Here is a 22,361-nt window from a genome sequence, read left to right on the forward strand (position 1 = left end):
ACGGCGACCATTCCAAAAACGCGCGGTCGGCGCTAGATATCGGCCGAGACCGTCGCGCTCGGCATGGCCCGCGATGACCAGAGCGGCAGGACGGCCGAAGGCGAAGGAAGAGAACCCGATCATGGAACACACCGATATCGCCATCATCGGCGCCGGCCTTGCCGGGGCGCTTGCGGCCCTCGCTTTGTCGCGCGACGGGCGCACGGTCGCCCTCGTCGCACCGATGGCGCCGCACGATCGCCGCACGACGGCGCTGATGGATGAGGCGATCGGCTTTCTGAAGAGGCTGGAACTCGGTGACGCGTTTGCCCAACTTGGCGCGCCGCTTGCCACATTGCGCATCATCGACGGCACGGATCGCCTTCTGCGCGCGCCGGTGGTCACGTTCCGCGCGGCTGAAATCGGCCTCGACGCCTTCGGCTACAATCTCCCGAACGCACCCTTCCTCGAGGGGCTGAACCGCAGGATCGAGAGCGCTCCCTCCATCACCCGCATCGATGCGAGACTGGAACACCTCGAGGAGACCGCGACGGGCTGCACCCTGACGCTGGCGGACGGCCGGTCCCTGACGGCGTCCCTGGTCATCGGCGCGGACGGCCGACGCTCGCATGTCCGCCAAGCGCACGGCATCGGGACGCGCGCCTGGAGCTACCCGCAGACGGCCGTCGTGCTGAATTTCGCGCATGAGCAACCGCACGAAAACATCTCGACCGAGTTTCACACGCGGCAGGGTCCGTTCACGCAGGTCCCGCTTCCCGGCAACCGCTCCAGCCTCGTCTGGGTGATGACGCCCGATGCCGCAGCCGAGATGCTGGCGCGGGACACGGCCGCGCTGTCGAGCGCCGTGGAGCATCGGATGCAGTCCATGCTCGGCAAGGTCACGGTCGATACCGAACCCCAGGCCTTCCCTCTCTCCGGCATGGCCGCCACCCGTTTCGGCAAGGGCCGCGTCATTCTCGTGGGCGAGGCCGCGCACGCCTTCCCGCCGATCGGTGCACAGGGCCTGAACCTCAGCCTTCGCGATGTCATGACGCTGGTCGCGATGCTCGCCGAACTGCCGACCATAGCGGCGGATCTCGGTGATCGCTACGATCGGCGCCGGCGGGCCGACATTCTCAGCCGGACGGTCAGCGTGGACCTGCTCAACCGCTCTCTGCTCACCGGCTTCCTGCCGGTACAGATGCTGCGGGCGGGCGGGCTGCAGGTGCTGTCGTCGGCCGGCGCGCTGCGCAGCCTCGTGATGCAGGAAGGCCTGCGGCCGGGCAGCGCGATCCGCTCGCTGCTGGGAGACTTACGGGAAAAGATCGGCCGGCACTCCGCCTGATCCGATCAGGGCGAGAAGGCCGGTGACGCTGAGCATGGAGAGCGCCGTCGTGATGAGAATGGTCGCGGAGGCCCGCTCCTGCCCGACGCCATACTGCTCGGCGATCACGAACACGTTCGTCGCCGTCGGCAGCGCCGCGAGCAGCACCGCCGCCTGCACCCAGACTGGCTCGAAATTCCCGGCAGCGCTCAGCACGAGGTACATGACGGTGGGATGCAGGAGCAGCTTGGCCGGAACGATATAGGTCAGCTCCACCGGCGCACGCTTCAGTGGCCGCAACCCAAGCGTCACGCCCATCGCAAACAGGGCACATGGCGCGGCCGTCGGCGCCAGCGCCTCGATCAGCCGACGGATCGCAAGCGGCGGCTGGACCTGAAACGCGGCTGCGGCCACGCCGATGGTCGTCGCCAGAATGAAGGGATGCAGCAGGATCTTGCGCAGGACGGACAGCGCGAGGCGCGCAGGGTTCTGTCTCTCGGTTCCCGCGACCGCCATCAGCGCCGGCGCCGTGATGAAGTGCGCAACGTTCTCGACGGAGAAGATCAGCGCCACCGGCACGGCCGCGTGTTCACCGAGCGCGAGCAGGGCGAGGCCCGGCCCCATATAGCCGATATTGCCGTAAGCCGCCGCCAGCCCTTGGACGGTCGCTTCCGCAAGAGGCGCACGGCGAAGCCGGAGTGCCGCCACGAAGATGAGTGTGAAGATGAGATAGGTCGCGGCGACATCGGCGATGATGAAGTCGAACCGCGTCAGTTCGTGGATGGGCGTGCGGGAAATGAGGGTGAAGAACAGCGACGGCAGGGCGAGATAGAGAATGTAGACGTTCAGCCACGCCATGCCCTCGATGCCGGGTCTTGCTGGTTCCGCACCGTCCCGGTTTCGTCGGCCGAAAAGATGGGCGGCGCCGTAGCCGAGAAGGATGAGGCCGAAAAACGGTGCCACGAGGCTGAAGATGTCGGTCATGTCGTGATCCCGCCGGCGGCCTCTGCCTGTTCAGCCGATCCGCATGAGAATCGGAAAGGTCTGCTGGAACCAGATGGAGACCGTGCTGACGAAGCCGAACAGGAAGGCAAGACCCGTGACGACGAGCAGGCCACCCATGATCTTTTCCACAAGCCCCAGATGGCGGCGGAAGCGCGACAGGAATCCCATGAAGGCGCCCGAGAACGCAGCCGCGATCCAGAACGGGATGGCAAGACCGAGCGAATAGACCGCGAGAAGCACAGCGCCGTCAGACACGGTATCGCGCGCTGCCGCCACCCCGAGGATCGTACCGAGCACCGGGCCGATGCAGGGTGTCCAGCCGAAGCCGAAAGCAAGGCCCATGATGTAGGCGCCCGACAGCGTCGCCGGCTTTCCCCCGCCCTGGAAGCGCGCCTCGCGCCCGAGCAGGCCGATGCGCAGCACGCCGAGGAAATGCAGCCCCATGATGATGACCACGATGCCGCCGATTCGCGACAGCACGTCCATATGCTGTCGCAGAAGAAGGCCGACCGACGAGGCGCCGATGCCGAGCGCGATGAAGACGGTGGAAAAGCCGAGCGTGAACAGAAACGCCGACGGGAGCACCGCGCGCCGCGTCGCGACGGATGCCGCCCCATCACCCCCCCGGAACTGATCCACGGAAACGCCCGCCATGTAACAGAGATAGGGCGGCACGAGCGGTAGCACGCAGGGCGACAGGAACGACAGTGCCCCCGCGAGCACCGCGGTCCAGATCGAGATATCGGCGATCGACAAAACCAGTTCCTTTGAGACAGTCTCGTACGCATGGCAGCCCGACTGGGCGGATGACGGTGTTACCGCGCGCACGCTTCGCCAGCAATGGTGCCGGATGCCGCATCCTGCGCCACGGCCTGTCCATCCGCGCGAAATCGCGGATCCGCGGATTTATGGGTTGACCGCAACCGCGCGCCTATGCATATCTCCGCCAACTTTCGCCGGCCGCCCAGGTGACCGGCGCGGGAGCGCGTAGCTCAGTTGGTAGAGCAACGGACTTTTAATCTGTAGGTCCAGGGTTCGAATCCCTGCGCGCTCACCACTCCCTTTTCAGACACGCTTTTTCGGCATCGTGCCACGAGATGTTTTTCTCGGGAACATTCCGTCGTCCGCATCGTTTCCGGAAAACCTAAATTACGGGACGGGCAAAGTCTCCGCAATGCAGGCCAGTCAGACGCATGGTCTCTTAACGTTGCCTTATCGAGCGCGGAACGAAAACGCATGATCCTAGTTGAGGCAGCGGCAAGCGGCTGAGATGGGAGATGGCGATGATGGAGACGTGGAAGCAACGAACCAGGAAAGGTGCCAAGCCTGACGATTATAGCGCGTTCATGGTTCGCGAACTTCTGGTCTGGCTGGTCGGTGTTCCCGTACCCATCGCAATGGTCATCGGGATGTTCGTTCTCTGACGAAGGCCGCCATATCCGCCCGGCATCGAACCCGTCAGCGATCAGACGGACACGGCTAACAGGGCGAAGGTCAAGACTGATATGGCGCAGAGCGCCGCAATGACGATCATTAACTCCTTCATCATGAATGTGTACATGGCGCAGACCCTTTCTTTGCACCGATGTAAGATCGAACGGATGTGGTGCAAGCGTCCGACGTGCAACACTTTGTGATATCCGAACGGCATCACAAGCCTTCCCCGAGAGGTGGACAGCTTGCGGACAGTTTCTCCCGGCAGAATAGGATCATCGCACCAACGTCCGGTTCACGGATCGAAAACGTGCATGAGATCAATGTTCTGGAGCGAATCCCGCGACGCGCTGCGCCGCTTGGAAGGCTTCCATCGACCGAGCGGACGCTGCTATGATGAGACCCACTTCCCTGCCCCTCGGCATTATCCTGATCGCCTCTCTCGTCGCAACGGTCCTGACCATCGTTCTCGTTCCGCACCGGGGCACCGCAGCACCCCGGGCGAGCATCGAGTCCCTTCAGCGCCTCTAGCCGCCAAGCGAAACGGGAAAGTTCGTTCGGCCTACTGGCAATCCGAAACGACGATCTTGCAGTTCGGGCAGTCTTTCGTTGCCATCGTCTCGGCTGCCGTCTGGGTCGAGCCGTAGCCGATGCCGTAATTGACGCGGTCGCCGGCATAGGCGCCGCACTGTTCGAACCATACGGCAACCTTGCAGTCATCGTTTCCGGCCGACTTGCACTCGCGAATGGCGTTGCTTTCGGCTTCCTTGCGGGAACTGCCCCAGCCCATTCCATAGCCAGCTTCGTCCGCCGCCATGCCCTGCTCGTCGTTGACCGCGATGGCGCCGAAGGCGAAGGCCGAGCTGACCGGGCCGGCGAGAAGAATGGTCGTTGCAAAGGCGATACGCAGTAAGGTTTTCATGAAATCTCCCCCAAGATCGGATGTCCCGATTGTCCTCTGGCGTCGCTGCCGGAATGGCAGAGGCCCGGAGAGATTGCTACCGGACACGACGCGACCCGACAATATCGGCAAGGCTCCCGCCGGCGCTTTAATATGGAGCATAGCTAATGCGCATGGTGAACGACGGCGTCACAGCCCCTGCAGCCTATGCGCGCGGCCGGTTGGTAGAGAAAAAGCCGCAGGTTACCTAGAACGCCATCGTCACAATCAGGGAGATGACGATGGCGGAATGCAGGGATAGCAATGGAGACAAGTGGGAAATCTATGCCTCGAATGGCTGGCGTTGGCGCCGCACGGCGAGCAATGGCGTCATTGTCGGCGCTTCGACGGAAGGCTACGTCAACAAATCGGATTGCGTCGCGAACGCCCGGCGTCACGGCATGAAATGCACGCCGGTCTGATCGTGACGCGGGAACGGTCGGAGCGCCCGCGCCGGCCGGCCCCTATTTCCCGGCGAACGGATCCGCGAGAGCTGCGTCCGGCCGGCTGATCGGGTATTTCGTACCGGACACCTTGGCCGCCATGCCCTTGGCGCCCGTCTGCTTCAGAAGCGTGCGGAAAACAGGATGCATGCCGCCGTCGACATAGGCGCTCATGGACGCGGCGACCGGCACCGGTCCGCCGATCAGCGCATCGATCGCGCGGCTCTCTTCCGCGATCTTGGCCAGCGCCTGCGGCTCGATGCCGGGCGAGGCCTCGGGGCATGGCGCCAGCGGGTCGGTCGGCTCGCCGTTCAGGAAGGTTTTGTCGAAGACGTAGCGCCCGCCGCAGGCAGAAACTTTCGGCTGGCGACGGGTGATCTCGAACGCATCGTACCCCTCTTTCAGCACCCGCCAGAAAGCGAGATTCGGATCGCCGCGATGGGCCGCCATGTTCTGGCCCGTCATGCGAAAGGGGTAGGCCTGGACCTGGAAACTCGCCTGCCCACCCTCGAGCGCCCGCGCGACGATGGCGTAGATTTCGCCCACGCCCTGGTCCGTCATGGCATAGCAGCCCGACGACGAGCAGGCGCCATGCACCATCAGCGCTTCGCCCGTGTAGCCGAGCGCGCTTTCCAGCCGGTTGGGATAGCCGAGGTTGAACGACACGTAGAACTGGGAATTCGGGTTCAGCATGCCCTTGGTGACATGGTAGAAGCCTTCCGGTGCATGCCGGTCGCCCGACTTCCGCTTCGGCCCGAGATCGCCCGACCAGCGGCAGATCGGATAGGTCTTCAGCAGAGCGTATTTCCCGCTCCGGTCGACCTTCCAGATCTCCAGTTCGCTTTCCTGCTTGAAGATGCGCACGAGCACCGGGCTTTCCGCCTTCATGCCCTTGCGCGTCATCTCGGCCACCATCTTCGACGACAGCTTCGGCGGCGCCTCCGTCATGTCGAGCGCCATGCAGCCGCTGAGCGCCATGCCGAGCGCGGCGATGGCAACGGTCTGGATGCAGGCCTTGCGAAGGGCTTTCAGGCTTGGAAATGCTGGCATGCGGCCTCTATCGATCACAATCGCGACGAAGTTGTGTCGCAGCGGCGCGCAACGCACACCCCGGACACACTCGTCCTACAGGGTTAATCTTTCCTGAACCCCGCCTCCAACAGAAAAGCCGGTGCCGGGTCTACACAATGCTGCAGCGCACCCTAACCTCTTCGCATGAGCGATATGATCACATGGCTGGACCAATCCCTGCGCTGGGTGCCTGCATGGGCCGTCAGCGTCGTTCTTCTTGCGCTGCTGTTCGGTATCGGCATCGTTGTCCACAGGATCCTGTTCGAGATCGCGACGCGGATTGCCGCGAAGTACGATCTGTTCTGGCGGTCTCTCGTGGCTCGCTCGGAGCGTCCAACCCGGCTGGTCGCCATCATGATCGCCCTGTCCTTCGGCGTCTCTATCGCGCCGCTGACGGCGTCCCAGGCGGAGACCCTGCATCATATCCTGCTGCTCGGCTTCATCCTCGTCTTCGCCTGGATCGCCAAGGTGACGCTGCACATCTGGACGACGGTCTATCTGCGGCGCTTCAAGCTGGATGCGGAAGACAACCTTCTGGCCCGCAAGCACGTCACCCAATCGCGGATCATGGAGCGCATCGCCGGCTTCGTCATCATCATCCTCGGCGTCGCCGCCTGCCTGATGACCTTTCCGGCCGTTCAGCAATACGGTGTCAGCCTTCTCGCCTCCGCCGGCGTTGCGGGCATCGTGCTCGGCCTCGCGCTCCAGCCGGTCCTCAAGAACCTGTTTGCCGGCATCCAGCTCGCCATCACCCAACCCATCCGGCTGGACGATGCATTGCTGATCGAAGGCGAGTGGGGGAATGTGGAGGAGATCACCGCGACCTATGTCGTCGTCAAGATCTGGGACTGGCGCCGTCTCGTCCTGCCGCTCAGCTACTTCATCGAAAAGCCGTTCCAGAACTGGACGCGCGAGACCGCCGCCCTGATCGGCACCGTGATGGTCTATCTCGATTACAGCGTACCGGTCGATGCCGTGCGCAAGGAGGCTGAGAAGATCGCCGCGGCGTCTCCGCTCTGGGATGGGCAGGTCATCAACATCGCGGTGACGGACCTGAAGCCCGAAACGGTGGAGATCCGCATTCTCTGCTCCGCGTCGAACGCCGCACGCGCCTTCGACCTGCGCTGCGAGATGCGCGAGAAGATCATCGGCTTTATCGCGCAGACCTATCCCGGCGCCCTTCCGCACCTGCGTGCGGAACTCAAGACGGCAGAGGCCGTCGGCAATATCACCGTCGAGACGCCCTTGCGCGCGCAGGGATGAGACAGCCGATTCATTGACCGGCGAGCGTCCCCACCGGCAGATCGTAGGCAATCTTCCCAGCCGTTTCGAAGGTGAGCGTCAGGGGGATCGTGTCGCCCGGACGAAACGGCTTGCGCACGTCCATGAACATGAGGTGCAGCCCGCCGCCTGCGAGCGTCACCGTCTGCCCGGCCGGCACGGGAATGCCGTCGAGCTTGCGCATCCGCATCACGTCGTTGTCCATCGTCATTTCGTGCAGCTCGACGCGGCCGGCAACAGGGCTCTCCACCCCGACGAGCCTGTCGTCGGACGGACCCGCATTGACGATCGTCAGCCCTCCGCCCCCGACCTTTGCGCCCGGCGGCATCGGCTTGGCCGTGCCGCCGGAGAGCGTGAGCGCGCCTGCGACGACCTGTCCGCCGCGCGTGGCGGTTTCCGCGGATGCGGCCGGCAGGGCGGCGAGCGTTAAAGACGCTACCGCCGACAGGCCGGCCAGAAGGAAAAACTTTACCGAAGGCATGTGGTCGTCTCCAGGCGCGTCCGCGCGAGAGGAAAGGATGCGACCTCATTGCTATCGCGGGGCCGCGGGAAAGCAAAGCCGGAAACGCACGCCGTCGCGCGGCGGCACCCTCGTCCGACCATGCCAGCGGCGACGAAAATCTTGGTCGTTGCGACATTTTCCGCTTGCCAAGGATGCCCTATCCTTCTTATCTGAACCCGATCTTGTTGGGAGAATCCAGCTTCGAGCTGGTGCCGAAGGAGCAACCGCCCCGGAAACTCTCAGGCCCACGAACCAGCAGGATGCCGGCAGGACTCTGGAGAGAAGCATTTCGCTCGCCGAAGGGATAACAATCTCAGGCACAGGAACAGAGGGGGCTCAATCGACGGCACGACTCTGTGCGCGTTGACACGAGCCGGCGCGCATGGCGCCAACCTGGAGACCGGATTTGGACGATCACACAGCCTTGAACGATGCCCCGCTAAAGCAGACGCCGCTGCACGCTTTGCATGTCGCGCTCGGCGCCCGCATGGTGCCCTTTGCCGGCTATGACATGCCGGTCCAGTACCCCGCGGGCGTCCTGAAGGAGCACCTGCATACACGCGACGCTGCCGGTCTTTTCGACGTGTCCCACATGGGCCAGGTCGAGCTGCGCGCCGCATCCGGCACGCTGGAAGACGCGGCTCTGGCGCTCGAAAGCCTCGTGCCCGTCGATGTGCTCGGCATCGCCGAAGGCCGCCAGCGTTATGCCCTTTTCACCGACGAGACCGGCGGCATCCTCGACGACCTGATGATCGCGCGCCTGCCCGGCCGGTTTCTGATCGTCGTCAACGCCGCCTGCAAGCATGCCGATTTCGCCCATCTGAAAGCGCATCTGGGCGACCGTTTCGAACTGACCCTGCTTGAGGACCGGGCGCTGCTGGCGTTGCAGGGTCCGCGCGCGGAAAGCGTTCTGGCCGAGCTCTGGGGCGATGTCGCCGCCATGCGCTTCATGGATGTCGCCGAAGCCGCGATCCATGACGTTCCCTGCATCATTTCCCGCTCCGGCTACACCGGCGAGGACGGTTTCGAGATCTCCATTCCCGCGGACAAGGCCGAGGATATCGCCCGGCGCCTGCTCGATCATCCCGATGTTCTGCCGATCGGCCTTGGCGCGCGCGACTCGCTGCGGCTCGAAGCCGGTCTCTGCCTCTACGGCAACGACATCGACACGAGCACCTGCCCGATCGAGGCGGCGCTCGAATGGGCGATCCAGAAATCCCGTCGCACGGGCGGCACCCGCAGCGGCGGCTTTCCGGGCGCGGGCGCCATTCTGGACGCCCAGACGAACGGGACGGCGATCCGCCGCGTCGGCCTGAAGCCGGACGGCAAGGCGCCGGTGCGCGGCGGCGCAACGCTCTATTCTGACGCGACCGGCACCACCGAAATCGGCAAGGTCACGTCGGGCGGCTTCGGCCCCACCGTCGGCCACCCCGTTGCCATGGGCTATGTCGATACCCCGCTGGCGACGCCCGGCACCACCGTGTTTGCGGAACTGCGCGGCAAATATCTGCCGATGACCGTTGCCGCTCTTCCCTTCATCACCCCCACCTACAAGCGCTGATCAGGAGCCGATCCCATGCTGAAATTCACCGACGAACATGAATGGCTGCAGATCGACGGCGACGTCGCGACTGTCGGCATCACCAAGCACGCTGCCGACCAGCTCGGCGATCTCGTCTTCGTGGAATTGCCCGAAACCGGCACGGCCCTCACCAAGGGCGAGAGCGCCGCGACCGTCGAATCCGTCAAGGCTGCCTCCGACGTCTATTGTCCGCTGGACGGCGAGATTGTGGAAACCAACCCGGCCATCGTTGAGGACCCCGCGCTCGTCAATGGCGACCCGCAGGGCGCCGGCTGGTTCTTCAAGCTGAAACTCTCCGACCCGTCGGCCGCCAATGCGCTGCTGGACGAGGACGCCTACAAGGAGCTGATCGCCTGATGACGACGCCTGTGACAACGCCGGCCGATTTCACCTTCACGGATTATCAGCCATACGATTTCGCCAACCGCCGCCATATCGGCCCCTCGCCGTCCGAGATGGACGCGATGCTGAAGGTGATCGGCTATCCCTCGCTCGATGCCCTGATCGACGACACGGTTCCGGCGACCATCCGCCAGAAGACGCCGCTCGCCTGGGGGGCGGCGCTGACCGAACGCGAAGCGCTCGACACGCTGCGCGAGACGGCGAACATGAACAAGCCGCTCGTCTCTCTGATCGGCCAGGGTTACTACGGCACCATCACGCCGCCGGTCGTCCAGCGCAACATTCTGGAAAATCCCGCCTGGTACACGGCCTACACGCCCTATCAGCCCGAGATCAGCCAGGGCCGCCTCGAAGCGTTGCTGAACTACCAGACGATGGTCTGCGACCTCACCGGCCTCGACGTGGCCAATTCCTCGCTGCTGGACGAGGCAACGGCGGCCGCCGAAGCCATGGCCATGGCGGAACGCGTGTCGAAGTCCAAGCAGAAAACCTTCTTCGTGGACGAAAACTGCCATCCGCAGACGATCGCGCTCCTGCAGACCCGCGCCGATCCGCTCGGCTGGACGATCCTCGTCGGCAATCCGTTTACGGACATGCAGTCGGCGGACGTCTTCGGCGCGATCTTCCAGTATCCCGGCACCTATGGTCACGTCAGCGACTTCACGGGGCTGATCTCCCGCCTGCACCAGACCGGCGCGATCGCCGTGATCGCTGCGGATACTATGGCACTGGCGCTCTTGAAGTCGCCTGGCGAGATGGGTGCCGACATCGCTATCGGCTCGACGCAGCGCTTCGGCGTCCCCGTCGGCTATGGTGGCCCGCATGCGGCCTACATGGCCGTCAAGGACACGCACAAGCGGTCCATGCCCGGCCGCCTCGTCGGCGTCTCGGTCGATAGCCGCGGCAACCGTGCCTATCGCCTGTCGCTCCAGACCCGCGAGCAGCATATCCGCCGCGAGAAGGCGACGTCGAACATCTGCACCGCGCAGGTGCTGCTGGCCGTCATGGCGTCCATGTATGCCGTGTTCCACGGTCCGGAAGGCATCAAGGCCATCGCGCAGAGCATTCACCAGAAGACCGTCCGGCTCGCCAAGGGGCTGGAAGCTCTCGGTTACGCCGTCGAGCCGGAAACCTTCTTCGACACGGTGACCGTCGAGGTCGGCAAGCTGCAGTCCGTCATCATGAAGGCGGCGGTGGCGGAAGGCGTCAATCTGCGCAAGATCGGCGAGACCCGCATCGGCATCAGCCTTGACGAACGCTCGCGGCCAGTCACGCTCGAATCCGTCTGGCGTGCCTTCGGCGGCGATTTCAAGGTGGCACAGTTCGAGCCGGACTACCGCCTGCCATCGGCGCTCCTGCGCCGCAGCGCCTACCTCACCCACCCGATCTTCCACATGAACCGTGCGGAAAGCGAGATGACCCGCTACATCCGCCGGCTTTCCGATCGCGACCTCGCGCTCGACCGAGCCATGATCCCGCTCGGCTCCTGCACGATGAAGCTCAACGCGACAGCCGAAATGCTGCCGATCACCTGGCCGGAGTTTGCCGAGATTCACCCCTTCGTGCCTGCCGACCAAGCGCTCGGCTACAAGGCGATGATCGACGATCTCTCCGAAAAGCTCTGCGCCGTCACCGGCTACGACGCGATCTCGATGCAGCCGAACTCCGGTGCGCAGGGCGAATATGCCGGCCTCCTGACGATCCGCGCCTATCATCTCGCCAATAATGAGGGGCACCGCGACATCTGCCTGATCCCCACATCCGCCCACGGCACGAATCCCGCCTCGGCGCAGATGGTCGGCATGAAGGTTGTCGTGGTCAAGGTCAGCGCCAACGGCGATATCGACATGGCGGACTTCCGAGCGAAGGCCGAGCAGTATGCCGATACGCTCGCCTGCTGCATGATCACCTATCCCTCAACACATGGCGTGTTCGAGGAAAGCGTGCGCGAGGTCTGCGAGATCGTCCACGCCCATGGTGGCCAGGTCTATCTCGACGGCGCCAACATGAACGCCATGGTCGGCCTGTCCCGCCCGGGCGATATCGGCTCCGACGTCAGCCATCTCAACCTGCACAAGACCTTCTGCATCCCCCATGGTGGCGGCGGTCCGGGCATGGGGCCGATCGGCGTCAAGGCGCATCTGGCACCCTATCTGCCGCGTGATCCGTCGAATCCCGACAGCGCCGGTACGGGTGCGGTCTCGGCAGCGCCCTTCGGCTCGGCCTCGATCCTGCCGATCTCGTGGAGCTACTGCCTGATGATGGGCGGCGAAGGCCTGACGCAGGCGACCAAGGTCGCCATCCTCAACGCCAACTACATCGCCGCGCGTCTGAAGGGTGCCTATGACGTGCTCTACAAGTCGGAAAAGGGTCGCGTCGCGCATGAGTGCATCATCGACACGCGCCCGCTGGCCGAAAGTGCCGGCGTCACCGTGGACGATGTCGCCAAGCGTCTCATCGACTGCGGCTTCCACGCCCCGACCATGAGCTGGCCCGTCGCCGGCACGCTGATGGTCGAGCCGACCGAGTCGGAAACCAAGGCGGAAATCGATCGCTTCTGCGATGCGATGCTCGCCATCCGCGAGGAAGCCCGCGCCGTCGAGGAGGGCCGTCTCGACCGGACGAACAACCCGCTGAAGAACGCGCCGCACACGGTGGAAGACCTCGTCGGAGACTGGGATCGCCCGTACTCCCGCGAACAGGCCTGCTTCCCGCCCGGCGCCTTCCGCGTGGACAAATACTGGTCGCCGGTGAATCGCGTCGATAACGTCTATGGCGACCGCAACCTCGTCTGCACCTGCCCGCCGCTTGAGGATTACGCCGAAGCCGCGGAGTAAGCATGAAGAAAGGCCCGCTCATCGGAAGCGGGCCTTTTCACAGCGGGCGCTCCGTCAGGCCGCCGGCAGGCTGACGATGAAGCGGGCGCCGCTCCGGTATTCCGGATCGAGCACGAGCGCGCCGCCATGGCTTTCCGCGATGCGCCTTGCCAGCGACAGGCCGACGCCGGTGCCCGGGAAGACGCTTTCGTCCCGATGCAGCCGCTGGAAGATGTCGAAGATCCTGTCCGCATGTTGCGGATCGATCCCGACGCCGTTGTCGCTGAAGGCGATATGTACAGACCGCCCCGCCCGCCACCCGTTGATCAGGAGTTCCGGCAGGATGCCCGCCCGGCGGTACTTGATGGCGTTGCCGATGACGTTCTGAAAGAGGCGCTTCAACAGTTCGGGATCGCCGATCACGTCGGGTAGGTCAGCGGCCTTGATGAGGGCGCCGCTCTCGGCGATGTGACTTTGCAGGTTCCCGAGCGTCTCCTCGACGACCTCGCGCAGATCAACGCGATGCGGGCTGATGATCCGATCGGCGATCCGCGCATAATCGAGCAGGCTGTCGACCAGATGCATGAGACGCCGCGACTTGCCGCGCAGCTGCGTCGCATAAGCCGACACATTGCTTAGTTCGTTCGAGGCGATGTCGTCAGCGATCATCTCGGCGAACATCGAGATCTGCCGCATCGGCGCCTTCAGATCGTGCGAGACGCTGCTGGTGAATTGCCCGAGTGCCTCGTTCTTGCGTTGCAGCTCCGAACTCTGCTCGGCAATGCGCATCTGCTGCCGCTTGATCTCGGTGATATCGCGCCCTACCGTAACATATTCGACAAGGCGCCCGTCCTCGAACACCGCAAGTTTCGACCAGAGGATCCAGACCTCGGCGCCGGTGGCGGACACGCGGCGCTGCTCCCGGGTGGTCGCGGGCGCTTCCGGCGTCAGACGTAGAAGGATCTCCGCCAGCGGATCGCCCGCCACGCTGAAATCGAGGCAGCTTCGGCCGACGATGGCAGCGGCCGACAGGCCGATAAAGGTGGCGAAGCGCTGGTTCACGAATGTGTAGATCAGATCGGGCGACAGGCGGGTGATGAGGTCGGGAATGGTCTCGACCAGCGTCGCATAGTCCTGCCGCTGCCGCTCCAGTTCCTGTTCGACCTTTTTCAGGTCGGTCACGTCGACGCGGATGGCAACGGTGTTGCCGTCCGCCGTCAACGTGTTCTCGGCTCTCAGCCATCGGCCATTGGTGTAGGGGAAGATTTCCGGCATTCCGTCGGCCCTGCGGAACAGCTCGACCTGGCGTCGCATCCGGGCTTCGGCATCCGGCGATCCCGGCACCACCCCCTCTTCCGCCAGGATTTCCAGCGCGAAATCCGCCGCCTGCATGCCGATCCGCAGACGCTCCCCGACAGGGCCGAAAAGCTGGCGATAGGCCCGGTTGCAGAGAATCAGCCGCTCGTCCTTGTCGTAGATCGCAATGCCCTCGGCGATCACGTCGAGCGCCGTATCCACAGCGCGCGGCGACGGGACGTCGTCCGCAGCATCGCGCAGACGTTTCGCACGAATGATCCGGATGGAGGTTTGCGATGCAGCGGCTGTGTCTGGAACCAAGATGATGCGCGTCATGCCGATGAAGCGCGTGCCATCCATGCGTCTGTAAAGAACGGACACATCATGGGCGTTGCCCGCGCCATCCGGAAAGGCCTCGTCGAGCAGCGGCGCGATCGGCTGGCCGACGATCATGCCGGCCTCGAACCCGAAAAGGACCGCCGCGGCCGGGTTGACCGAAAGGATCGCCCCACCCGGCGTCGTCACGATGACGGCGTCGGGATGATCATTGTACAGAGCCTCGAGGATCGTCCGGTCCGGAATGGGCAAATCAGCGCCTCTGCCACATAGGTGAGTTTCGGCGAACGATACGGGCGAATGATTTCCGGTCGGTTGATGTTGGATGCGAAAGACCGGTCGATCAGAACCAGCAGCGGCTCCCGCGAGCCGTCGCTGTCAACGAAACGGAAGATCCCGGGCCGCCGTCCGCTTTCAGCCGACCCGGACCACGGCCTCGCCGTTTGCGGCAAGTGCTGCAAGGTCTGCAGGCTTCAGTTCGACCGATTCGCCGCAACCGCAGGCCGATGTCTGGTTGGGATTGTTGAAGGTGAAGCCGGACCGCATCTTGGTGACTTCGAAATCCATGCGCGTGCCGAGCAGATAGAGCACCGCTTCGGGCGCAACCCACACACGGGCACCCGCATGCTCGATCAGGTCGTCCTTCGCATGGGGTTCCGTCACCAGATCCACGGCATACTCCATGCCGGCGCATCCGCCCTTCTTGATGGACAGCCGGATGCCCTTCGTGTCGCCACCCGCGTTCTCGACAATGGCGTTGACGCGCTGTGCCGCCGCGTCGGACAGGCTCATGACCGCAAAACCCATGGAAATTCTCCTTGCAACACCCGGGTTCAAGGCCCGGTGCTCTGCATTCGAATGTAAGACCCTATCGCCCGTTGATCAATACCAGCCGACGGCGACTTGCGCCTCCTCGGACATGCGATCCGGCGTCCATGGCGGATCAAAGGTCATGGACACCTCGACGCCCGAAACGCCCTCCACCGCACCGACGGCATTCTCGACCCAGCCCGGCATTTCGCCGGCGACCGGGCAGCCCGGCGCCGTCAGCGTCATGGCGATCTTCACCATCCGGTCGTCCTCGATGTCGATCTTGTAGATTAATCCGAGTTCGTAGATGTCGGCCGGGATTTCCGGGTCGTAGACGGTCTTCAGCGCGGAGATCACGTCGTCCGACAAGCGCGCCAGTTCTTCCGGCGGAATAGCCGACTGGACGATGCCGTCACGCGCATCCGCGGTTTCGCCTGTGGTGTCGGCCGGGGTCTCAAGGGTCATGCTCGTATCCTCACGCAAAGAATGTCCGTGCCTGTTCCAGCGCGGCGACCAGCACGTCGACTTCGGCGCGCGTGTTGTAGAGCCCGAACGAGGCCCGGCAGGTGGATGTGACGCCGAACCGCTTGAGAAGCGGCATGGCGCAATGAGTGCCGGCCCGCACCGCGACGCCCGCACGGTCGATGACCGTGGACACGTCATGGGCATGCACCCCTTCGATCTCGAAGGAGAAGATACCGCCCTTGCCCGGCGCCTGACCGATCACCCGCAGCGAGTTCACCGACTGCAGCCGCTCGGCCGCATAGGCAGCGAGATCCGCCTCGTGCCGCGCGATCCTGTCGCGGCCGATCCCGTCCATATAGTCGAGCGCCACACCGAGGCCGATCGCCTGCACGATCGGCGGCGTTCCCGCCTCGAAACGGTGAGGCGGCTCGTTGTAGCTGATCGCGTCTTCGCTGACGTCGATGATCATCTCACCGCCGCCCATGAAGGGTTGCATCTCGGCCAGACGCTCCTTCTTGCCGTAGAGCACGCCGATGCCCGAGGGGCCGTAGAGCTTGTGGCCGGTCATGACGTACCAGTCGCAATCGATGTCCTGCACGTCCACCGGCATGTGCACGGCCGCCTGGCTGCCATCGACCAGCACCGGGATACCGCGCTCATGCGCGATGCGGCAGATCTCCTTGACATCAACGATCGTCCCGAGCGCGTTCGACATATGCGTGATGGCCACCAGCTTCGTCTTCGGCGTCAGGCATTTGACGAAGTCGTCGATGTGGAACACGCCCTGATCGTCCACCGGCGCCCAGACCAGCTTTGCGCCCTGCCGCTCGCGGATGAAGTGCCAGGGGACGATGTTGGAGTGGTGCTCCATGATCGAGATCACGATCTCGTCGTCCGCACCAAGCTTCGGCATGCCCCAGCCATAGGCGACCGTGTTGATCGCCTCGGTCGAGGACTTGGTGAACACGATGTCATCGACGGAGGGCGCATTCAGAAAGCGCCGCACCGTCTCGCGCGACTGCTCGTAGGCATCCGTCGCGGCATTCGACAGGAAATGCAGGCCGCGATGGACATTGGCGTATTCGTTGGCATAGGCATGGCTGATGGCGTCGATGACGACCTGCGGCTTCTGGGCCGAGGCGCCATTGTCGAGATAGACGAGCGGCTTGCCGTAGACGGTCCGCGACAGAATCGGAAAATCCTGCCGTATCCGCTCGACGTCATATGCCTCTAGGGAAACCGTCTGGTCCATGGGTGCCTCTGCTTTCTGCCTCGGTGCGCGCGCGCCGGATACGATCAGGCGTGCCGCGCCAGCCATTCGGCGATGATGAGTTCCAGCGGCTCGATCAGCGTTTCGCTGTCCAGCTCCTCGACGATCTCGTCCACGAAGGCGTTCACCAGCATGGCGCGCGCCCGGTTTTCCGGAATGCCGCGGGCCTGGAGATAATAGAGATGCGTCGGGTTCAGGTCGATCACGGTTGCGCCATGGCCGCACTGCACGTCGTCGGCAAAGATCTCAAGTTCGGGCTTGGCGGAGAAATCCGCGTCGTCCGACAGCAGGAGCGTGTTGCACGCCATCTTCGCATCCGTCTTCTGCGCATCCTGCGCCACACGGATCTGCCCCTGGAACACGCCGCGCGCCCGGTCGAAGAGCACGTTGCGAATAATTTCGGTCGAGGTCGTGTTGGCCACGTCATGGCCGAGCGTGAAGGTCACGTCCGTCAGGCTGTCGCCACCCATCAGGTTGATGCCGCGCAGCTTGAAGTCCGAGCCTTCGCCCGTCACCACGCCGTGCACTTCCTGGCGAACCAGCTTGCCGCCGGCATTGATGACGAACAGCTTGAACGACGCGTTTTCGCCCAGCTCGAAATTGAGCTGACCGAGATGCGTGTCGTCGTCGCCCTGCTGCTGCAGCAGGATCCAGGTTACCTCGGCGCCCGCCTCGATGATGAGGTCGGACACGGAGGAAACGAGGCTCGGCGTGCCGTCGACCGACAGATGCCGCTCGATCACGGTCGCCTTGGAACCGGGCCCGAAGGTCACCGGAAAGCGGCTGTGGCTCTGTCCCGTGCTCTGCACGATCTGGAGTTCCAGCGGCTGAACCAGCACGGTCTCTTCCGGAATCTCGATCTCGAAGCCGTCGCGAACGAAGGTGCCGTTGATGCGGCCGATGGCATCTTCGGTATTCCGCTCGACCAGATCGCCGGCCGCCGTGCCGTCGAGCAGGCTCTCGCCATAGCGCTTGACGACGACGCCCTGCGGCGCATCGCTGACGTCGGCCCGGCCATTGAGGACCGTCAGTACGGAGGAGCCGACCGCCAGAGGTGCGACCGCTTCCGCAAAGGCAGAGCCATCGAAGGCAGGAACGGTCCGCAGCAATGCGCGCAGATCGGTATAGTGCCAGGCCTCCAGCCGCCGCGTCGGCAGACCGGCATCCTTCAGGTCGGAGAGCAGCAGGTCGCGCGCCGAGAGAACGGCGCCGTCACCGGGAAGGTCGCTGACCTGATGATTATACGCTTCCAACAGTGCCGTTTCGGCAGCCGTCCGCGTGATCGTGTTCTGAATGTTCATGAGCAAACGCTCCTTCAAGCCGCCGCGCCGATGATGTCGGCATAGCCGTTGGCTTCCAGATCCAGCGCCAGCGACTTGTCGCCGGTCTTGATGACCTGGCCCTTGTAGAGGACATGGACGGTGTCCGGCACGATGTATTCCAGCAGGCGCTGATAGTGCGTGATGACGATCACGGCGCGATCCGGCGACCGAAGCGCGTTCACGCCGTCCGACACGATCTTCAGCGCGTCGATATCGAGGCCCGAATCGGTCTCGTCGAGAATGCAGAGGCTGGGTTCGAGCAGCGCCATCTGCAGGATCTCGGCGCGCTTCTTCTCACCACCCGAGAAGCCGACATTGAGCGGACGCTTCAGCATGTCGGGGTTGATCTTCAGCTCGGCCGCCGCTTCCTTCACCCGGCGGATGAAGTCCGGCGTCTTCAGCTCGTCCTCGCCGCGATACTTGCGCTGCTCGTTCATCGCCACCTTCAGGAACTGCATGGTGGCAACGCCCGGGATTTCGACCGGGTACTGAAAGGCCAGGAAAATGCCCTTCGCAGCACGCTCCGACGCATCGAGCTCGAGGATGCTCTCGCCGTTGTACAGAATGTCGCCCTCGGTCACTTCATAGTCTTTGCGGCCCGAGAGAATATACGACAGCGTCGATTTCCCCGACCCATTCGGCCCCATAATGGCCGCAACTTCCCCGGCCTTCACAGTCAGGTTCAGTCCCCGAATGATCTCGGTGCCATCCTCGGCGATCCGGGCATGGAGGTTTTTGATTTCAAGCATTGGTCATTCCTTCCGGCGGCCAGTGGCGATCACGACCAATGGCTTATTTGATCCTGAAAGACGATGGCGAAACCGCGGTTCAACCCGCGAACGTCTCTCGGGCTTGTCCCGAGGATCTGCCATCGTCTCAATTATAATTGTCCCACGTTATCGTGTTCGCGTGAGGACGATAAAGATTGTCGAGTTCATCGATACGTTCAAACAGATCGATCCACGTTGGATTGAGGCCCTCTATCAGCTTCATTTTCCACTCCCGCCGATACCGTTTCAGCGATTTCTCGCGCTGTATGGCTATGACAATGTTCGGGTGCCGTTCGAACCACACCAGCTTTTCCGCTCTGTATTTCGCCGTAAACCCTTCGTGGACATGATCCCGATGCTCACGCACTCTACACGTCAAATCGCTCGTCACGCCTGTATAGATCACGCCGCGAGGTTTATCGGTCATCATGTAAACGAAGCCTGACAACTCTGTCTCCATGGGACCCGCATCAGATCTTCGGGACAAGCCCGAGGATGACGAGGATGGTAGGAACGCGGCCCTAAAGCCTTATCACCCCACGCTCCCCTCAAGCGAAATCCCGATCAGCTTCTGCGCTTCGACTGCAAACTCCATCGGCAGTTCCTGAATGACCTCCTTGACGAAGCCGTTGACGATCAATGCGATCGCCGCCTCTTCCGGGATGCCGCGCTGCAGGCAATAGAACAGTTGGTCCTCGGAGATCTTTGAGGTCGTGGCCTCGTGTTCGAACTGCGCCGTGGAGTTCTTCGCCTCGATGTAGGGCACGGTATGCGCGCCGCAGCGGTCACCGATCAGAAGCGAATCGCACTGGGTGAAATTGCGCGCGTTCGTCGCCTTGCGGTGAGCTGAGACCTGGCCGCGATAGGTGTTCTGCGACACACCGGCGGCGATGCCCTTGGAGATGATGCGGCTCGACGTGTTCTTGCCGAGATGGATCATCTTCGTTCCGCTGTCGATCTGCTGGTGGCCGTTCGACACCGCGATCGAGTAGAACTCGCCGCGGCTGTCGTCGCCGCGCAGAATGCAGGACGGGTACTTCCAGGTGATCGCGGAGCCGGTTTCGACCTGCGTCCACGAGATCTTCGACCGGTCGCCACGGCAATCGCCGCGCTTGGTAACGAAGTTGTAGATGCCGCCCTTGCCGTCCTTGTCGCCCGGATACCAGTTCTGGACCGTCGAATACTTGATCTCGGCATCATCCAGCGCCACGAGCTCGACCACGGCCGCATGCAGCTGGTTCTCGTCGCGCTGCGGCGCCGTGCAGCCTTCGAGATAGGACACGTAGGCGCCCTCTTCCGCGATGATCAGCGTCCGCTCGAACTGACCGGTCCCCTTTTCGTTGATACGGAAATAAGTGGACAGTTCCATCGGGCAGCGAACGCCCTTGGGTACGAACACAAAGGAGCCATCGGTGAATACCGCCGAATTCAACGTCGCGTAATAGTTGTCCGTCGTCGGAACCACGGTGCCCAGATATTTTTTCACCAGGTCCGGATGCTCGCGGACGGCCTCGGAGATCGACATGAAGATCACGCCGGCCTTCTTCAGCTCCTCTTTGAAGGTCGTGACGACCGAGACCGAGTCGAACACGGCATCGACCGCGATCTTCGACGTCTTCACGCCGGCAAGCAGTTCCTGCTCGCGCAGGGGAATGCCGAGCTTTTCGTAGATCTTCAGGATTTCCGGATCGACATCGTCGATGGAGGTCGGGCCGGGCGTGCTCTTCGGCGCGGCATAGTAGGAGATCGCATTGAAATCGATCTTCGGATAGTTCACGCGTGCCCAATCCGGCTCGGTCAAGGTCAGCCAGCGGCGATAGGCCTCCAGACGCCATTCGAGCATCCAGTCGGGCTCATCCTTCTTGGCGGAAATGAACCGGATGATGTCTTCGGACAGGCCGTTCGGGGCCTTGTCCATCTCGATCATCGATTCAAAACCATACTTGTACTGGTCAACGTCGATCAGTTTCACCTGATCGATTGTTTCCTGCACGGCAGCCATGTCATTCTCCCGTCTTGCCGGATGTCAAGGATCCGGCCCTCTGTGAGGCACGATTGTGTCGTGCCGTCTATGTAATGGGCCGAGCGGGGAGTTTCACCCTTTTTCGGCCTCGAAAACTCCGCTCTTACACGCTTTCTTCATGCCGCGGCGACAGTCGACCGGCGCCGTCCGGCAATCCGGGCGAAGATGTCGATCAGCCGGTCGATCTCCTCGACCGTCGTCGTCGGCCCCATCGAGATACGCAGTGCGCCAAGCGACGGATCTTGCCCCATCGCCATCAACACGTGGCTCTGCCCCACCTTTCCCGAAGAACACGCGGACCCGGCCGACAGCGCGACACCTTCCAGATCGAAGGCGATCTGCCCGGTTTCGGCCTTCAGGCCCGGCAGGCTGAAAAACGTCGTGTTGCCCACGCGCAGCGTGTCGGTACCGTGGATCAGCACATCCGGCGCGGCTACCCGCATGCCGGCTTCCAGCCTGTCACGCAAAGTCGTGACATGCGCAGGGTAAACGCCGAGCGCATCCTGTGCCGCACGTGCAGCTGCTCCGAAACCGGCAAGCGCCGCCGGGTTCTCGGTTCCCGAGCGATGCCCTTTTTCCTGCCCGCCGCCATGGATGAGCGGGCGGGGCATCAGCACCTCGCCCCGTGCAACAAGCGCACCCGCCCCTTTCGGGCCGCCGATCTTGTGCGAGGCGACGATGAGAAAGTCCGCACCCAGATCCGAGATCGACACCGGCATGCGGCCGACAGCCTGAACGGCATCGACAACCAGAAGCCCTCCGGCCGCTTTCACGCGCGCGGACACCTCCGCGATCGGCTGGATGACGCCAGTCTCGTTGTTGACCAGCATGACGGCAACCATCGCAATGCCTTCGTCTCGCGGATGCGCTGCAAGAGCGTGGTCGAGCGCATCGAGGTCGATCGTCCCCGTCGACGTGACCGGCAGTTCCTCGACACGATCCCGGGGAAAGCGCCCGCCTTCGCGCACGGCGGGATGCTCGATGGCCGACACATAGAGACGCCCGACACCAAGGGGTGTCCGGCCCATGCGGAACTCGGTCGTCAGCACCATGTTGGCCGCTTCCGTCGCACCGCTGGTAAACGTGACGCAAGCGGCATCGGCCGCGCAGAGCGCTGCGACGTCGCGTCGCGCCGCCTCGATCACCGTCTTCAGCCGCCGGCCTTCCGCGTGGACGGAGGAGCCGTTGCCGGTCAGGTCGAACGCGGACAGAAACGCGTCGCGCGCGGCATCCGAGATCGGCGCCGTTGCGTTCCAGTCCATGTAGATCCGTGCCGTGGCCATATCGACC

General features: G+C 63.5%; 21 protein-coding genes, 1 tRNA gene, 1 pseudogene and 2 riboswitches. Of the genes and pseudogenes, 9 read left to right on the top strand and 14 right to left on the bottom strand.

All coding sequences use genetic code 11. The features are described 5' to 3' along the window. Positions 1–121 precede the first annotated feature (121 nt). Positions 122–1,324, top strand: coding sequence for a UbiH/UbiF family hydroxylase (locus LRX75_RS12045; protein WP_231814668.1), 1,203 nt, complete (start codon positions 122–124; stop codon positions 1,322–1,324). On the opposite strand, the gene LRX75_RS12050 is transcribed toward LRX75_RS12045, so the two are convergent. Further along, complete coding sequence (locus LRX75_RS12050; RefSeq protein WP_231814669.1) at positions 1,292–2,287, bottom strand: AEC family transporter; 996 nt, start codon at positions 2,285–2,287, stop codon at positions 1,292–1,294. The genes LRX75_RS12045 and LRX75_RS12050 overlap by 33 nt on opposite strands. A gap of 30 nt (positions 2,288–2,317) precedes the next feature. Continuing rightward, positions 2,318–3,064, bottom strand: a complete 747-nt coding sequence (locus LRX75_RS12055) for a cytochrome c biogenesis CcdA family protein (RefSeq protein WP_231814670.1) — start codon at positions 3,062–3,064, stop codon at positions 2,318–2,320. 225 nt (positions 3,065–3,289) lie between these two features. Here LRX75_RS12055 and LRX75_RS12060 point away from each other — a divergent pair. From LRX75_RS12060 to LRX75_RS12070, 3 genes are all read left to right on the top strand, one after another. Beyond that, a tRNA-Lys gene (locus LRX75_RS12060) sits at positions 3,290–3,365 on the top strand. A 226-nt stretch (positions 3,366–3,591) separates the two neighbouring features. Next, positions 3,592–3,732, top strand: coding sequence for a hypothetical protein (locus LRX75_RS12065; protein ID WP_231814671.1), 141 nt, complete (start codon positions 3,592–3,594; stop codon positions 3,730–3,732). Between the two features lie 403 nt (positions 3,733–4,135). Beyond that, complete coding sequence (locus LRX75_RS12070) at positions 4,136–4,273, top strand: hypothetical protein (protein WP_162743069.1); 138 nt, start codon at positions 4,136–4,138, stop codon at positions 4,271–4,273. Positions 4,274–4,304: 31 nt separating this feature from the next. Here the strand turns inward: LRX75_RS12070 and LRX75_RS12075 are convergent, their stop codons facing one another. Next, positions 4,305–4,664: a DUF4189 domain-containing protein gene (locus tag LRX75_RS12075; protein ID WP_231814672.1), complete on the bottom strand. Its 360-nt coding sequence runs from the start codon at positions 4,662–4,664 to the stop codon at positions 4,305–4,307. A gap of 260 nt (positions 4,665–4,924) precedes the next feature. Between LRX75_RS12075 and LRX75_RS12080 the strand changes: the two genes are divergently transcribed. Continuing rightward, positions 4,925–5,104 carry a DUF1508 domain-containing protein gene (locus tag LRX75_RS12080; protein WP_231814673.1) on the top strand — a complete coding sequence of 60 codons (180 nt, stop codon included), beginning with the start codon at positions 4,925–4,927 and terminating at the stop codon, positions 5,102–5,104. Between the two features lie 42 nt (positions 5,105–5,146). Here the strand turns inward: LRX75_RS12080 and LRX75_RS12085 are convergent, their stop codons facing one another. After that, entirely contained in the window at positions 5,147–6,175 is a 1,029-nt protein-coding gene (locus tag LRX75_RS12085; protein WP_231814674.1) for a L,D-transpeptidase family protein, read from the bottom strand. Positions 6,176–6,340: 165 nt separating this feature from the next. On the opposite strand from LRX75_RS12085, the gene LRX75_RS12090 reads away from it, so the two are divergent. After that, the gene (locus LRX75_RS12090) at positions 6,341–7,459 is read left to right on the top strand and encodes a mechanosensitive ion channel family protein (RefSeq protein WP_231814675.1); all 1,119 of its coding nucleotides are present in this window, start codon (positions 6,341–6,343) and stop codon (positions 7,457–7,459) included. A 10-nt stretch (positions 7,460–7,469) separates the two neighbouring features. Here LRX75_RS12090 and LRX75_RS12095 read toward each other — a convergent pair. Further along, positions 7,470–7,904: pseudogene (locus tag LRX75_RS12095) on the bottom strand (copper chaperone PCu(A)C); the annotation flags it as partial. Positions 7,905–8,155: 251 nt separating this feature from the next. After that, positions 8,156–8,240: riboswitch (glycine riboswitch) on the top strand. Between the two features lie 3 nt (positions 8,241–8,243). Then, a riboswitch (glycine riboswitch) is annotated at positions 8,244–8,318 on the top strand. Between the two features lie 43 nt (positions 8,319–8,361). Between LRX75_RS12095 and gcvT the strand changes: the two are divergent. From gcvT to gcvP, 3 genes are read left to right on the top strand one after another with little or no spacing between them, the layout of a single operon-like run. Beyond that, positions 8,362–9,540, top strand: a complete 1,179-nt coding sequence (gene gcvT / locus LRX75_RS12100; RefSeq protein ID WP_420851189.1) for a glycine cleavage system aminomethyltransferase GcvT — start codon at positions 8,362–8,364, stop codon at positions 9,538–9,540. A 15-nt stretch (positions 9,541–9,555) separates the two neighbouring features. Continuing rightward, positions 9,556–9,918 carry a glycine cleavage system protein GcvH gene (gcvH, locus tag LRX75_RS12105; RefSeq protein ID WP_110727898.1) on the top strand — a complete coding sequence of 121 codons (363 nt, stop codon included), beginning with the start codon at positions 9,556–9,558 and terminating at the stop codon, positions 9,916–9,918. Between the two features lie 11 nt (positions 9,919–9,929). Then, complete coding sequence (gene gcvP / locus LRX75_RS12110) at positions 9,930–12,800, top strand: aminomethyl-transferring glycine dehydrogenase (RefSeq protein ID WP_231815015.1); 2,871 nt, start codon at positions 9,930–9,932, stop codon at positions 12,798–12,800. 54 nt (positions 12,801–12,854) lie between these two features. Here the strand turns inward: gcvP and LRX75_RS12115 are convergent, their stop codons facing one another. The 9 genes from LRX75_RS12115 to LRX75_RS12155 form a co-directional block, all read right to left on the bottom strand. Next, positions 12,855–14,663, bottom strand: a complete 1,809-nt coding sequence (locus LRX75_RS12115) for a PAS domain S-box protein (RefSeq protein ID WP_231814676.1) — start codon at positions 14,661–14,663, stop codon at positions 12,855–12,857. Positions 14,664–14,825: 162 nt separating this feature from the next. Then, complete coding sequence (gene sufA, locus LRX75_RS12120; protein WP_231814677.1) at positions 14,826–15,218, bottom strand: Fe-S cluster assembly scaffold SufA; 393 nt, start codon at positions 15,216–15,218, stop codon at positions 14,826–14,828. Positions 15,219–15,293: 75 nt separating this feature from the next. Then, entirely contained in the window at positions 15,294–15,686 is a 393-nt protein-coding gene (locus tag LRX75_RS12125) for an SUF system Fe-S cluster assembly protein (protein ID WP_113151703.1), read from the bottom strand. A gap of 10 nt (positions 15,687–15,696) precedes the next feature. Then, positions 15,697–16,938 carry a cysteine desulfurase gene (locus LRX75_RS12130; protein ID WP_231814678.1) on the bottom strand — a complete coding sequence of 414 codons (1,242 nt, stop codon included), beginning with the start codon at positions 16,936–16,938 and terminating at the stop codon, positions 15,697–15,699. Positions 16,939–16,982: 44 nt separating this feature from the next. Continuing rightward, on the bottom strand, positions 16,983–18,257 hold the full coding sequence (sufD, locus tag LRX75_RS12135; protein WP_231814679.1) for a Fe-S cluster assembly protein SufD: 1,275 nt from the start codon (positions 18,255–18,257) through the stop codon (positions 16,983–16,985). A 14-nt stretch (positions 18,258–18,271) separates the two neighbouring features. Continuing rightward, positions 18,272–19,027, bottom strand: a complete 756-nt coding sequence (gene sufC, locus LRX75_RS12140; protein WP_113151705.1) for a Fe-S cluster assembly ATPase SufC — start codon at positions 19,025–19,027, stop codon at positions 18,272–18,274. A gap of 127 nt (positions 19,028–19,154) precedes the next feature. After that, on the bottom strand, positions 19,155–19,478 hold the full coding sequence (locus LRX75_RS12145; protein ID WP_231814680.1) for a GIY-YIG nuclease family protein: 324 nt from the start codon (positions 19,476–19,478) through the stop codon (positions 19,155–19,157). A 102-nt stretch (positions 19,479–19,580) separates the two neighbouring features. After that, positions 19,581–21,050, bottom strand: coding sequence for a Fe-S cluster assembly protein SufB (sufB, locus tag LRX75_RS12150; RefSeq protein WP_231814681.1), 1,470 nt, complete (start codon positions 21,048–21,050; stop codon positions 19,581–19,583). A 137-nt stretch (positions 21,051–21,187) separates the two neighbouring features. Next, positions 21,188–22,354, bottom strand: a complete 1,167-nt coding sequence (locus LRX75_RS12155; protein WP_231814683.1) for a cysteine desulfurase family protein — start codon at positions 22,352–22,354, stop codon at positions 21,188–21,190. Positions 22,355–22,361 lie beyond the last annotated feature (7 nt).

Origin of the sequence: Rhizobium quercicola (genome assembly GCF_021168455.1) — a bacterium.
GTDB classification, from domain to species: domain Bacteria; phylum Pseudomonadota; class Alphaproteobacteria; order Rhizobiales; family Rhizobiaceae; genus Ferranicluibacter; species Ferranicluibacter quercicola.